Origin of the sequence: Enterococcus sp. DIV2402 (assembly GCF_017426705.2) — a bacterium.
GTDB lineage: Bacteria > Bacillota > Bacilli > Lactobacillales > Enterococcaceae > Enterococcus_F > Enterococcus_F lowellii.
This window is the reverse complement of record NZ_CP147251.1, coordinates 1,131,288-1,145,590: the sequence shown is the minus strand read 5'-3', so window position 1 is coordinate 1,145,590 and position 14,303 is coordinate 1,131,288. Positions and strand designations below refer to the sequence as shown.

The window sequence follows — 14,303 nt, the reverse complement described above, 5'->3', positions numbered from 1 at the left end:
TTTGCGTATACGATAGGTCTGTTTTTTTAGGTAGTTTTGTCATCGTATGACTTGATTTTCGCTATATTTGGTGCTAGCTTCCCATAAGCGTAGTTGTTCTTCTTTTATTCTGTTAATTGCGTATGGACTATACGGTGAAGTAATCCGTGAAAATACCTATCTCTCCAAAATAGTAGAAATCCACGAAAACCAACAAGTAGTTGGTACTGGTTTATATGGTATTATCCGTCACCTCATGTATTTGGCGACTATTCTTTTATTTTTATCTATGCCTTTCGTTTTAGGTTCATTTACGTATTTTTGATTTTTTTAATTTATCCTTTATTGCTAATCAAACGAATTAAACATGAAGAAGCACTCTTACTACAAGAACTCGCTGACTATCGCGATTATACAGATAAGGTATGGTATCGAATTTTTCCGTTTATTTGGTAATTTTTTCTCCAAAAACAATCACAACTAAAAAACTCCCTGTCAAATAATGTCTGACAAGGAGTTTACTTTTAGATTAGGCTGATTGTTGTTACAATTTTTTTCGAATACTTTCTTCAATGATGTCTGTTCGTTGTTGATAGTTCAAATACAAGGCAGTAAAGCGATTATCATGCTTTTTACTCCAAGGTTTTGGTTTACCACAAAAATGAAGAATTGCCGTATTACGCAGCACCCAATGAATATCATGTTTATTCAAACTTTTAGCAAGATATTTCGTATACATACGCGCATCATAATTCCATTTTTCTTCTGGTATCGTCAGTGCATATTTTCCATATAAATAATTCAAAATATCTTGATCTGGCAATAGCAAATAGTTGGCATGTTTTTGAAGTACCTGACTGATATCCTCCCATTTGATTTTTTCTCTTGCTTGCGCTAAGTTTAGCAGCATAATTCCTGAATTATAATATTCATGATCTAAATCTAGGCGAACTTTATTCAAAGGTGTTGTTAAATCAAGCAAGCCAATATGCGTTGCAGCCGCTAACAAATGATTCGTTAAATCAATATTCCATAGTTCATTTAACGAATTAATGACTAAAATATCTGGATCTAGATACAAAACTTTGGTGATTTCCTCAGGTAAGATTTCACCCGCTAACAGACGAAAATACATTTCTTTCGGATATCGAGCTACAGTTGGAGCATTCTCCCAATTACTGCCATCAACTTTCATTTCACGAAACTCAAATCCTAAATGTTCACTAAACGCTTGTAATGATACTAAACTTTCTTGTGAGATACGTTCATGTACTAACCATATTCGAAAGGCTTGCTTGGGATTATTAGCATGAATTGAAAGCAACGCCACTTTAAGAGGGCGCAAATACCCTTCATCTAAAGTAAAAAGCAGTTCAATTTTTTGGTTCATTTTTTTCTCCTTATTATTTAGTTTATTGAAAGATTATTCTAACGTCTTTGTTATTCTATCAAACCAATCATAAAATATATTTGAAATTTTGTCACGATAGATTTAATTAAAACACTATTATGTATTGCAAACTAGCTCGACATAGGTTATACTCATTGCATACTAGTATGCAATACAATATAGCTATGTAAAGGAAGTCGTATATGACAGATAAAAACAGATCTTCTCAGATGTTAAAAGGAATTCTTTCCGGATGTATCCTTGTATTGTTAGATTACGAAACGCTATATGGTTACACCTTAAGTTTGAAACTCGAGGAAATCGGTTTTGACCAGATACCTAAGGGAACGATTTATCCTTTATTATTGAGTTTAGAAAAGAAAGGCTTCATTGCTAGCACTTTGGTCCCTTCACCTGATGGACCAAGCCGTAAATATTATCATTTAACCAATAGTGGTAAAAATGAAAAAGCGTACTTTATGACCGAGTGGCAACAATTACAACTCAATGTCAGTACCCTTTTAGATAGATTCAGCTAGGAGGCTGAGGAAAATGAAAACAAATGACATGATCAAAACCAACCGAAAATTACAGCAACAATTAACTGAAGAAAATAATGCTTATTATGGTGACCTCCTCATTTATCTACGTGCAAAGGGAGCGATGAAAAAAGAAGCAGTTATCGAAGAAAAAGCATTAGAGATTTTAACTGATATTTTAGATGCCCAAAGAGATGGTATTAGCGCTGAAGCCTATTTTGGTAAGGAGCCGCAAGAAATTGCGAATGACCTATTATCCTTCTCACCCATAAGTTTGATGGATTTTCTAAAGTTAGCCTTGATTGCTTTAGGCTCTTATAGTTTATTTAGTATACTTCCAGCCCTTATCTTCCCAGAGAATGATATTGATTTTGGGTCATTTATGGTTGTCGGACTATATTCATTTATTTCTGCAATTACTTTATTTTGGTTCATCAGTAAAGGCGTCTATGCGAAAAAGAAGAAACAATCCAATATGCTACTAGGCATACTAGGAACCTTATTATTCTTAGGGGGCACACTTCTAGCAATTTTTATTAAAACTCCTTTAACAGTCGAATTACCAGGGCCGGTTGGAATATTGACAATCCTTACACTGTTGATTGTAATGTCCATATTATTCTTCACACAAAATAATGAAGATAAACAAATGTGGTCAACTTTTATACCACTCATTTTGGTTTGCGCAACAATCGGTATTCTCTCAAGAATCAGTTATTTTTCCAAATACTTTGAAACTACAATGGGTAAATATATCGTTGTTGCAATCCTACTAATATCAGCTATTTTTCAATATCTGATAGTTTATTTACAAACTAAGAAAATGAAAAATATACCCTAGTTCTAGATACATGCCATAACGAAAAGAGAACCAAAAGCATATCAAAGTCATGCTTTTGGTTCTCTTGGGTCTTCTCATCAAAAATATAAAATTGAACAAAAAAACGACTTTCTCCGAAAAGAAAGTCGCTAAACTTTGATATATCAATGTTTTTCTTATTCCGCAGCGTTTTCGTCTTTGAGACCGTATTTTTTGTTGAAACGGTCCACGCGTCCGTCTGCTTGAGTGAATTTTTGACGTCCAGTGTAGAATGGATGTGAGTCAGAAGTAACTTCGACACGGATTACTGGGTAAGTATTGCCGTCTTCCCATTCGATTGTTTCTTGTGAAGATTTAGTTGATCCTGACAAGAATTTAAAACCTGTTGTTGAGTCTAAAAACACTACTGGATGGTAATCTGGATGGATGCTTTCTTTCATTTCGTTTTCTCTCCTTTGCCCTGAGTCATTTGCTGAAACAGAGTTGATTTGTTTACAACGTTACTATCTTAACATGAGTTAAAATCATTTGCAATTATCTTTTCACATTTCTTTTGACTCTTTTTTCATTAAATGTCACATCATGAAATGCTTCAAGAAATTCTTGATTATTTTTGGTTTTCTTCAAGAATTGAATGAATTGATCGGTATATTCTAATGAATCACCTGTCATGTGATTACGTAAACGCCATGTTTCTTCTAACTGTTCGCTAGACATAAGCAATTCTTCTTTACGTGTACTTGATTTCTTCAAGTCAATGGCAGGGAAAATACGACGTTCTGCTAGATTTCGTGATAATTGCAGCTCCATATTTCCTGTTCCTTTAAACTCTTCATAAATCACATCGTCCATACGACTACCTGTATCTACTAAAGCAGTTGCTAGAATGGTTAAGCTACCGCCTTCTTCAATATTTCGGGCTGCTCCAAAGAATTTTTTTGGTTTATACAACGCAGCAGGATCAATCCCACCACTTAATGTCCGACCACTTGGCGGTACAACTAAGTTATAGGCACGAGCTAAACGTGTAATGCTATCCATCAAAATAACAACATCACGTTTGTCTTCTACTAAACGCATCGCACGCTCTAAAACTAATTCAGCAACACGAGTATGATTACTTGGTTGTAAATCAAATGTAGATGAAACCACATCGCCTTTCACGCTACGTTCTAAGTCGGTTACTTCTTCAGGACGTTCATCAATTAGTAAAACAATTAATTCAACATCAGGATAATTTTCTGTAATACCGTTAGCGATTTCTTTCAAAATACTAGTTTTCCCTGCTTTAGGTGGTGCAACGATTAATCCACGTTGTCCAAACCCTACTGGTGAAAACATATCAATCATCCGCGTAGAGAGACGCCCTTTAGTCGTTTCTAATTTAATTTGTTTTTCTGGATATAATGGAGTCAGTGCTGGAAAATGGGGACGCTCTTTGGCTTCTTCAGGATTTTTCCCATTGACACTTTCAACATGCATCAAACCATAATAACGTTCCGATTCTTTGGGTGGTCTAGCTTTTCCAGCAACCTTATCTCCATTTCGTAAGCCAAAACGACGAATTTGTGAGCTAGAAATATAAATATCTTCAGCACTTGGACCATAGTTAATTGGTCGTAAAAAGCCATAACCTTCTTGACCAACAATATCTAGAATTCCTTCCATGTAGAAAAAACCTTGCTTTTCGGCTTGCGCACGAATAACCGCTAAGGATAATTCTTTTTTGTTCATTTGACTATAATAAGGAATTTTAAATTCTTTTGCGTACGTATAGATTTCTTTTAATGTTTTATGATCTAACTCCGCCATTGTTAAATAGTCGCTCATACTTACTCCTCTACCATCTCGACTTCGGCACCTAAAGCCGTTAGTTTCTCAATAATATTGTCATAACCACGTAAAATGTATTCTACTTTGCTAATTTTTGTTGTTCCTTCTGCCATTAATCCAGCAATAACTAAACAAGCACCAGCACGTAAATCAGAGGCTTCTACTTCTGCCCCGCGTAATTCACTTGGACCTTCTACAAACATCATATTACCTTCAATTGAAGCCGTCGCTCCCATACGAACTAATTCAGGAATATGATTGACACGTTGTTGATAAATCGTATCTGTGATTTCTGATTTCCCTTGGGCTTTTAACAATAATGGTGTGATTGGTTGTTGTAAATCTGTCGCAAAACCTGGATATGGATAAGTTTTTACGATAGCTGGTTTTAAATTTTTTGAAGGATGAACATAAATGCTATCTTCGCTGATGTCCATTGCGACACCAATTTCTTCTAATTTAGAAATGAAACTATCTAGATGCTCGTAAATCACGTTTTTAATAGTAATTCCATCGCCAGCAGCTGCGGCTAAAGATAAATAGGTACCTGCTTCTATACGGTCAGGAATAATTGAATGACGACAACCATGTAATTCTTTTACTCCTTCAATGCGGATTTCATCTGTACCAGCACCACGAATTTTAGCACCCATATTATTTAATAAAGTTGCCACGTCAATGATTTCTGGTTCTCTTGCGGCATTTTCAATAATCGTACGACCCTCTGCTTTAACAGCAGCTAACATAATATTGATAGTAGCACCAATCGATACCATATCTAAGAAAATACGGTCGCCTTGTAAACCTTCTTCAGGTGCACGCAAATACATTGCACCATGTTCATTTGTTACTTCTGCACCTAAAGCTTCAAAACCTTTTACATGCAAATTAATTGGACGAGGACCTAAGTAACATCCTCCTGGTAGACCTACGACACCTTCGCCAAATTTACCAAGTAATGCTCCCATGAAATAATACGAAGCACGTAAGCTATTAATTTTCCCACTTGGCATTGGAATCGACACAATACCTGTTGGATCAATTTCTAATTCATTGTTCGCAAATTTTGTTTTGACACCCATAATTTCTAAAATTTCAATTAATGAATGAACATCTTGAATATCTGGTACACCTTCCAAAGTTACTGGAGAATCAGCTAAAATCGCCGCTGGAATTAATGCTACCGCACTGTTTTTTGCCCCGCTAATTGTTACTTCTCCAGATAGTGGACGATTCCCATGAATGACTATTTTTTTCATATATTTTCACCTATTTGTTTTTCAAATTTATATATACATCATTTTTGATTTTACCATAATTCACAAGAATAAAAAAGGCGATACCTCTCTTCTTTACTTGAAGCATAGGCAATGCTCAAAAAATTTGTTACTATAAAATAAACTTTTTCTTTGTAAAGGAGGGCTTTATGTCACGACGACGTCTCGCAAAAGAACAAAATGGTGACATTTATTGTTCAGTTTTTATCAAAAATAGCCAGGCTCTAACGCAATTACAAAGTGAGCTTAAGCGGCAGCATTTTCAACATGCACAAACATTGGTAGTCGATCCGCTCAATGCGCAACTGATTTCACAATTAGGTACAAGAGTAGTCTTAGAATTTTTATTGGTCATCATTCATGGGCAAAAACTATTTCAGTATACAATCCATTCAACTGCCCATAGCTTCCCACATGATTCTCTTTTTACTGAACAGCATAAAATTTATATTCATCCAGATTATATTGAAATTTATCGTGCACCTGATAATTTGCCACCCTATTCTTCTTTTCAAGTGTTAGCATAATTTGTTGTTTCTTTATACAAAGACAAAAAAAACCTCTTAGAATCGAAATTCTAAGAGGTTTCATTCGTTTAATTAAGCTTTGTCAGCTGAACCGAACCATTCGATATGTTCGATTGCATCTTTAACGATAGCAGCTTTACCTGGTGCTAATAATTTACGAGGGTCAAAACCTTTTCCTTCTAAATCTTTGCCAGCTTCGATGTATTCACGAGTTGCTTTAGCAAATGATAATTGGAATTCAGTGTTAACGTTAATTTTAGAAACACCCATTGAGATTGCTTTTTCAATTTGTTCTTGAGGGATACCTGATCCACCATGTAATACTAATGGTACATCTTGGCCTACAGCATCAGCGATAGCTTGTAAGTGGTCAAATGCTAAACCAGACCAGTTTTCTGGGTAAGCACCGTGGATGTTACCAATACCACATGCTAAGAAATCAATTCCAGTGTTAACCATTTGTACACACTCGTCGATGTCAGCTAATTCGCCAGAACCGATGATTCCATCTTCTTCTCCGCCGATTGAACCAACTTCACATTCTACAGAAACACCTTTAGCATGTGCTTTTTCAACAACGTCTTTAGCTAATTTTAAGTTTTCTTCGAATGGTAAGTGAGAACCATCAAACATAACTGAAGTATAACCAGCTTCGATACATTCTAATGCATCATCGTATTCACCATGGTCTAAGTGTAAAACGACTGGTACAGTAATGTTCATTGATTCAATTAAATCTTCAACCATGTGTACGACTAATTTGTAACCACCCATGTATTTAGCAGCACCCATAGAAGTTTGGATTAATACTGGAGCGTTTTTCGCTTGAGCAGCCTCAAGAATAGCTTGAGTCCATTCTAAGTTGTTTGTATTGTACGCACCTACAGCGTATCCGCCTTTACGAGCTGCCTTAAAGATTTCAGTACCTGATACTAATGGCATAATAATTTCCTCCTAAGTTTTATAAAAACTTTATTTGTTAAGACTTGCTTAACCAACGCTATCATTTTAGCAAATATTTATAGATTTTTCTACTAAAACTATGCATTTCTCTGGATTTTTCACTTTTTATTTTTTTAAAATAGATATCTCACCAGAAAATTTTCTGAAAGAATGTGATTAATACTACAAATTCTCTCTTTTTAAATAACTAAAAAAATCACTCTAGCTCTCATTATTTTTTATTTATTTTCTAATGAAGCATCGACAAAAGCTTGAATTAAACGTTGTGGACGATTTGGCCGAGAAATTAATTCAGGATGGAATTGGCAAGCCACAAAGAATTTATTTTCTGGGAATTCAACAATTTCCACTAAGCGATTGTCTGGAGAAACTCCTGAAAAAACTAATCCATTAGCTTCAAATTGCTCACGGTACTCATTGTTAAACTCATAACGATGGCGATGGCGTTCTTGCACAACTGCTTCGTTATGGTAAGCTGTTGCTGTTTTAGTCCCTGGTTTTAATTGGCAAGGATACAAGCCTAAGCGTAATGTGCCACCTAAATTTTCAATGTTTTCTTGATCTTTCATTAAATCAATAATATTGTATGGTGTTTCTGGGTCTGTTTCTGCTGAATGTGCGCCTTCTAAACCAACAACATTGCGAGCAAATTCGACACAGGCTAGTTGCATACCTAAACAAATTCCTAAGAATGGTACATCGTTTTCACGAGCATAGCGAATAGCTTCAATTTTCCCTTCGATACCACGGTCTCCAAAACCACCCGGCACTAAGATTCCATCGGCTGCTTGCAAATAATCCGTTACGTTTTCATACGTTAATTCAGCAGCATTTACCCAATCAATTTCAATATCGGCATCATCAGCAAATCCCGCATGTTTTAACGCTTCGACTACCGATAAATACGCATCAGGTAATTCAACATATTTCCCAACTAAAGCAATTCGAACTGATTTTTTCAAATTCAATACTTTTGATTCCAATGCTTGCCATTCAGTCATATCTGCTGCTGGCGCATCAATTTTTAAGTAGTCACAAACAATTTGATCCATCCCTTGTTTTTGTAAATTCAACGGAATGGAATAAAGCGTATCAACATCTAATGATTCAATAACAGCTTCTGGCGCAACATCACAAAATTGTGCTAATTTGTCTTTTGTACCTTGAGAAACAGGTTGCTCTGTACGAACGACTAAAATATTTGGTTGGATACCCAAACTACGTAATTCTTTTACACTATGTTGCGTTGGTTTTGTTTTCATTTCTCCAGCAGCTTTTAAATAAGGAATTAAGGTTGTATGAATGTATAAGACATTGTCACTACCTACATCAGCTTTCATTTGGCGCAAGGCTTCTAAAAATGGTAAGGACTCAATATCGCCAACAGTCCCACCCACTTCTGTAATAATAATATCGGCATCTGTAGTGGTAGCTGCTCGCATAATTTTATCTTTGATTTCATTTGTAATATGAGGAATCACTTGTACAGTTGCACCTAAATATTCCCCTTTACGTTCTTTGCGTAAAACCTCAGAATAAACTTTCCCAGTTGTTACGTTAGAATATTGGTTTAAATTAATATCGATAAACCGTTCATAGTGACCTAAATCCAAATCTGTTTCTGCTCCATCATCCGTTACAAAAACTTCTCCATGTTGATATGGGCTCATTGTTCCTGGATCGACATTGATATACGGATCAAATTTTTGAATGGTTACGTTCAATCCACGATTTTTCAGTAAACGCCCTAATGATGCTGCAACAATTCCTTTCCCAATCGAAGAAACAACACCGCCAGTTACAAAAATATATTTTGTCATAAATAAAACTCCTTCGCGTTATTTTTTAAAGGGTTGCACTAAAAATACAAAAAGCTCCCTACTCAAGTAATAACTCGAATAGGGAGCGTATAAACGAATGAATCGACTCTTTAAAAGAGTGCCCAAACAGTATGATAAACACTTTCGAGCAATTTGTCAATCGTTATATTTGTTTTTCAGAAATTTTCTTGAAAAAAGTTAAAAGAAGTCATTGATAGACTTCTTTTAACTTCCTGTTATTAATAAAGCTCTAAATATTGTTCTCTTTCCCATTCAGAAACTGATTGACGATACGCTGCCCATTCCATGCGTTTCGCTTCTACAAAGTTTCCATAAATATGTTCACCTAATGCGCCCACAATCGTTGGGTCTTTGCGTAATTGTTTTAACGCATTGTGAAGTGTTGAAGGCAAATCATAAATTTGCGCTGCTTCACGTTCTTCTTCTGTCATTACATAAATGTTGCGGTCAACTGCTGCTGGTGGTGTTAAACCACGACGGATGCCATCTAAGCCAGCTTCTAATAAAACAGCCATTGCTAAATACGGATTAGCTGATGGATCTACAGAACGTAATTCTAAACGCGTAGATAACCCACGAGATTCTGGTACACGGATTAATGGGGAACGGTTGTGTCCAGACCATGCAACATATACAGGTGCTTCAAATCCTGGAATTAATCGTTTGTAAGAGTTCACTGTTGGATTACATACAGCTGTATAAGCACGTGCATGGTCAACTAAACCTGCTAAAAATTGATAGGCAGTTTCACTCAATTCTAACTCGCCATCTTTATCATAGAAGACATTTTCATCACCTTTAAATAAAGACATGTTACAGTGCATTCCTGAACCAGCGATACCAAATAACGGTTTTGGCATGAACGTTGCGTGTAAACCATGCTTTCTAGCAATTGTTTTTACAACTAGTTTAAACGTTTGAATATTGTCACACGCTTCAATAACTTCAGCGTATTTGAAATCAATTTCATGTTGACCAGGAGCTGTCTCATGGTGAGACGCTTCTACTTCAAAGCCCATTCTTTCTAATTCTAATACGATATCACGACGACAGTTCTCACCCATATCAGTTGGAGCGAAGTCAAAGTAACCACCTTTGTCATTTAAGTCTGTTGTGATTTCACCATTTTCATCCAGTTTGAATAAGAAGAATTCTGGTTCTGGACCTAAGTTAAATGAAGTAAAACCTAAGTCGTGCATATGTTTTAATGAACGTTTCAAATTTCCACGTGGATCGCCTGCAAATGGAGTACCATCTGGATTGTAGACATCACAAATTAAACGTGCAACTTTTCCATGGTCTGTTTCCCAAGGGAAGATCATCCATGTCGTTACGTCTGGATATAAGTACATATCACTTTCTTCAATACGGACAAATCCTTCGATTGAAGAACCATCAAACATCATTTTATTGTCTAAAACTTTGTCTAACTGGCTAATTGGAACTTCTACGTTTTTGATTGTTCCCATGATATCTGTAAACATCAAACGTAAAAAGCGTACATTTTCTTCTTGTGCAATTTGTTTAATTTGTTCTGAAGTGTATTCCACTCTTGGCATAATAATAATCCCGTCCTTTATTTTTGTTTAAGTGTGGCGCTTGTCAATAATTATAAATGTGGTCCATTCGGAAAATGTTGTGAATGATTTAATCCACCTTGAGATAATATCTCATCATAAAAAATACGGCGAACATCTTTATCTGTCAGCGGTTGTTTATCTCGAGCTGCTTGTTCTTCTGCTTTTTTCATTTCATAAACTCGTTTGATTCCAGCCATATTCAATCCGTCAGAGAGATAATCTTTAATTTCTAACAAAATATCAATATCATTTAACGAATACATTCGGCGATTGCCTTCGCTTCGTTCTGGATGAATTAAATTTTGTTCTTCATAGTAACGAATTTGGCGTGCGGTCAAATCAGTTAGTTTCATAACTGTACCAATTGGAAAAACTGACATGGAACGTCGAAGTTCTTTTTCTCGCATAGCGTCTCTCCTCTCTTCTGTTTAATGAATTGCTGATGAATCTAGAGTAAATATAGCAAGACTTCTCTCATCTGTCAACCCTCTATGTTACATTTTCTTACATAACAAGTCAATTTTTTCTTCCTTCTCCCGTGAACTAGACCAAAATAAAAAACAATCTAAGAAAGGGAATCTTTCTTAGATTGCTTGGATTAATTCATCTGACGAATAGCATAAGAATCAGGCTGTGCAAAGCCTTTTAAGAGGTATGTCTGTGTCTCTTCTTCATAATCAGACGACAGTAATAACGTCTCTCGCTTCAACCGATTTAATAACTTCCCTTCATCTTGCTGCAACGATAACGTATATGGTTCTAAACTCTCCATAATGGCTAATTTAATAGCTTGAATCAACTGTTCTTTCCCTTTTGAACTTTTCGCAGAAATTAAAACATTAGGAAATAAAGTTGGCACAAATTGATGATCATCAATTTTATCGGCTTTATTATAGACGGTTAACATGGGCAAACTCCCTAAGTCTAGTTGATTCATTAACTGTAAAACGGTCTCTTCTTGCTGTTGTCGGTTATCAGCACTAGCATCTACTACATGAAGCAACAAATCCATTCCTTGACTTTCTTCCAAAGTTGAATGGAACGCATCGATTAATTGTGTAGGTAAGTCTTGGATGAAACCAACTGTATCGGTTACAGTCACTTCAAAACCTTCTGGTAATCGCCATTTTTTGGTTAATGGATCTAAAGTGGCAAACAATTGATCTTGTTCATAGGTTTGCGCACTCGTTAAAATATTTAAAATAGTCGATTTCCCAGCATTTGTATAACCAATTAAGCCAATTTGAAACGTCTGATTGTCTTTTCGTTTTTGGCGTGTCCGTTCTCGATGAGCAGCGACTTCTTTTAATTCGCGTTTGATAATCGTAATTTTATTACGAATGTGTCGTCGATCCGTTTCTAATTTGGTTTCACCTGGACCTCTTGTACCAATTCCGCCACCTAATCGTGACATGTTTTTCCCTTGGCCAACTAGGCGAGGCAATAAATAATCTAATTGCGCCAATTCAACTTGCAGTTTACCTTCTTTAGAACGGGCACGCATTGCAAAAATATCTAAGATTAGTTGCACACGGTCAATTACAGGAACGCCTACTGCATCGCCAATTAACTGACTTTGACGTGGCGTTAACTCATGATTAAAGATAATCAAATCTGCTTCATGGGCATCGGCTAGTTGAGCTAGCTCCTCCAATTTCCCCTTTCCGACAAGTGTTTGACGATCAACTTGCGGACGTCGTTGTGTTAAAGAAAAAACGACTTCTCCATTAGCTGTTTTTGTTAGACTTTTTAATTCCGTCATTGATTCTTCAAAATTTTTGTAGTTTTCTTCCGTTTCAACTCCGACTAAAATCACTCGTTCTGTGGTCATTCTTTCACCTCCAACCATTGTATGATTGTTTTTTCTAGTTCTGGTAAGGTCTCTGGATATTGCACCAAATCAATCCAATAAGGAGCTAAACGATTACGAAACCAAGTAAGCTGACGCTTGGCATAACGACGAGAATGTAATTTAATCTCTTCTGCGACTTCTTCTAACGTAGCCTGTCCCTGAAAATAAGGGAAAAATTCTTTGTAGCCAATTCCTAATGCTGCTTGTGTTTTTGGAATGTCTTTGATTTTTGTAGCTTCTTCTGGTAAGCCATTGGCCATCATCAGATCCACACGTTGATTGATACGTTGATATAATAATTCACGATCAGTTGTCAGACCAATTAAAAAATAATCATATAAACGTTGGGGTTCTTCTTTAGGCGCAGTGATACTCTCACCTGTTGTTTCAAAAACTTCCAACGCTCGAATCACTTTACGCTGATTATTAAAATGAATTTTTTCGGCTGCTAAAGGATCAGTTTCTTGTAATAACTGCCATAAGGCTTCTTTTCCATAATCCTGTGCAAATTGTTCGTATTTCAAACGAACAGCCGGATTATCGTTCTCTTGTTTGCCACCTAATTGAAAATCATAAAGCAAGGCTTGAATATATAACCCCGTTCCGCCAACAACAATGGGCAACTTGCCTCGTTGATGAATATCTTCAATCCAAATACGTGCTTCTTTTTGAAATTCCGAGACGGAATAAGCCTCTTCTTTCTCACGAACATCAATTAAATAATGAGGAATTCCTTCTTTTTCGGCTTCAGTTACTTTAGCTGTTCCGATAGACAGTTCTCGATAGACTTGCATCGAGTCCCCACTAATAATTTCTCCATTGTATTTTTTAGCTAATTCAATACTTAACGCCGTTTTACCAACAGCAGTCGGCCCTACAATCACTAACACTTTTTTCATTTTTTTCCCCGATAACTGCGCTTCACAGCCATTGCCATTTCAGGAAAATCGGTAAAAATTCCTGTTACTTGGCAATCCATGCAACGTTTTATTTCTTCTTCTGTATTTACGGTCCACGGTCGAACGGCTAATGAAAACTCTGGAATTTCTGTATCATGTGACCATACCCATTCAATATTAGGATGGATGCCTTGAATAAATGGTCGCTCCAATGTTATTGGCGTACTATCTGATTTATCCATAATAAAATCAATTCGTGTAGTCGGTTCCAGTACATGAATTCTCTCTAAGGTACTTACGTTGAAACTGCTATACCAATAAGTGAATGGCCACTGTTGACTCGTCATTAGCTCAGATACTTTGTCTTCGATTCCTGGATACGCTTCTTTATCCGTTTTTAATTCAATTCCTAAGATTCCTCGGTAATTGCGCGCAACCAATAAATCGACAACTTCTTTTAATGTCGGTACTTTTGTTGAAGAATAGTGATCATTAAACCAACTACCGGCATTTAGTTTTTTGATCTCTGCTAATGTTTTATCAATAATTGCACCTTTTCCATCAGTGGTACGATCGACTGTCTCATCGTGCATGACAATCAGTTGTTGATCTTTTGTTAATTGCACATCTAATTCAATGCCATCAGTACCAATGCGTACGGCTTCAGCAAAGGCTGGCAACGTATTTTCAGGTCGTGTGCCACTGCTTCCACGATGGGCAAAAATTTGCATGATTTCTTCACTCCAATCAGTCATATTGTACCATGAATAAAGGGAGATGCAAAAAAAGAAGAGAAGCCTTTT

The 14,303-nt window shown here is 36.2% G+C and carries 14 protein-coding genes; 3 read left to right on the top strand and 11 right to left on the bottom strand.

All coding sequences use genetic code 11. The annotated features are described in order from the left end of the window. Nucleotides 1-523: 523 nt before the first annotated feature. Nucleotides 524-1,369 carry a glycosyltransferase family 8 protein gene (locus DOK78_RS05575; protein ID WP_207941400.1) on the bottom strand — a complete coding sequence of 282 codons (846 nt, stop codon included), beginning with the start codon at nt 1,367-1,369 and terminating at the stop codon, nt 524-526. A gap of 203 nt (nt 1,370-1,572) precedes the next feature. Here DOK78_RS05575 and DOK78_RS05570 point away from each other — a divergent pair, with 203 nt between their 5' ends. After that, nucleotides 1,573-1,908: a PadR family transcriptional regulator gene (locus tag DOK78_RS05570; RefSeq protein ID WP_243430537.1), complete on the top strand. Its 336-nt coding sequence runs from the start codon at nt 1,573-1,575 to the stop codon at nt 1,906-1,908. Nucleotides 1,909-1,921: 13 nt separating this feature from the next. After that, entirely contained in the window at nt 1,922-2,749 is an 828-nt protein-coding gene (locus DOK78_RS05565; protein WP_207941402.1) for a hypothetical protein, read from the top strand. A 155-nt stretch (nt 2,750-2,904) separates the two neighbouring features. Here DOK78_RS05565 and DOK78_RS05560 read toward each other — a convergent pair whose 3' ends face one another. From DOK78_RS05560 to DOK78_RS05550, 3 genes are all read right to left on the bottom strand, one after another. Next, nucleotides 2,905-3,168, bottom strand: a complete 264-nt coding sequence (locus DOK78_RS05560; RefSeq protein ID WP_207941404.1) for a type B 50S ribosomal protein L31 — start codon at nt 3,166-3,168, stop codon at nt 2,905-2,907. Between the two features lie 94 nt (nt 3,169-3,262). Then, the gene (gene rho / locus DOK78_RS05555) at nt 3,263-4,558 is read right to left on the bottom strand and encodes a transcription termination factor Rho (protein ID WP_207941406.1); all 1,296 of its coding nucleotides are present in this window, start codon (nt 4,556-4,558) and stop codon (nt 3,263-3,265) included. Between the two features lie 2 nt (nt 4,559-4,560). After that, nucleotides 4,561-5,820, bottom strand: a complete 1,260-nt coding sequence (locus tag DOK78_RS05550) for a UDP-N-acetylglucosamine 1-carboxyvinyltransferase (RefSeq protein ID WP_207941409.1) — start codon at nt 5,818-5,820, stop codon at nt 4,561-4,563. Nucleotides 5,821-5,987: 167 nt separating this feature from the next. Between DOK78_RS05550 and DOK78_RS05545 the strand changes: the two genes are divergently transcribed. After that, on the top strand, nt 5,988-6,365 hold the full coding sequence (locus DOK78_RS05545) for a hypothetical protein (protein ID WP_207941411.1): 378 nt from the start codon (nt 5,988-5,990) through the stop codon (nt 6,363-6,365). A gap of 72 nt (nt 6,366-6,437) precedes the next feature. On the opposite strand, the gene DOK78_RS05540 is transcribed toward DOK78_RS05545, so the two are convergent. The 7 genes from DOK78_RS05540 to DOK78_RS05510 all read right to left on the bottom strand — a co-directional run bounded on the left by DOK78_RS05540 (nt 6,438) and on the right by DOK78_RS05510 (nt 14,231). Next, entirely contained in the window at nt 6,438-7,307 is an 870-nt protein-coding gene (locus DOK78_RS05540) for a class II fructose-bisphosphate aldolase (protein WP_207941413.1), read from the bottom strand. 239 nt (nt 7,308-7,546) lie between these two features. Next, on the bottom strand, nt 7,547-9,148 hold the full coding sequence (locus DOK78_RS05535; protein WP_207941415.1) for a CTP synthase: 1,602 nt from the start codon (nt 9,146-9,148) through the stop codon (nt 7,547-7,549). 239 nt (nt 9,149-9,387) lie between these two features. After that, a complete protein-coding gene (gene glnA, locus DOK78_RS05530; RefSeq protein ID WP_207941416.1) occupies nt 9,388-10,728 on the bottom strand; it encodes a type I glutamate--ammonia ligase in 1,341 nt (446 codons plus the stop codon). Between the two features lie 50 nt (nt 10,729-10,778). Further along, a complete protein-coding gene (locus DOK78_RS05525) occupies nt 10,779-11,156 on the bottom strand; it encodes a MerR family transcriptional regulator (RefSeq protein ID WP_207941417.1) in 378 nt (125 codons plus the stop codon). Between the two features lie 191 nt (nt 11,157-11,347). Further along, on the bottom strand, nt 11,348-12,580 hold the full coding sequence (hflX, locus tag DOK78_RS05520; RefSeq protein ID WP_207941418.1) for a GTPase HflX: 1,233 nt from the start codon (nt 12,578-12,580) through the stop codon (nt 11,348-11,350). Further along, complete coding sequence (miaA, locus tag DOK78_RS05515; RefSeq protein ID WP_207941419.1) at nt 12,577-13,500, bottom strand: tRNA (adenosine(37)-N6)-dimethylallyltransferase MiaA; 924 nt, start codon at nt 13,498-13,500, stop codon at nt 12,577-12,579. Before miaA ends, hflX begins: the two co-directional genes overlap by 4 nt. Continuing rightward, nucleotides 13,497-14,231: a glycerophosphodiester phosphodiesterase gene (locus DOK78_RS05510; RefSeq protein WP_207941420.1), complete on the bottom strand. Its 735-nt coding sequence runs from the start codon at nt 14,229-14,231 to the stop codon at nt 13,497-13,499. Before DOK78_RS05510 ends, miaA begins: the two co-directional genes overlap by 4 nt. Nucleotides 14,232-14,303 lie beyond the last annotated feature (72 nt).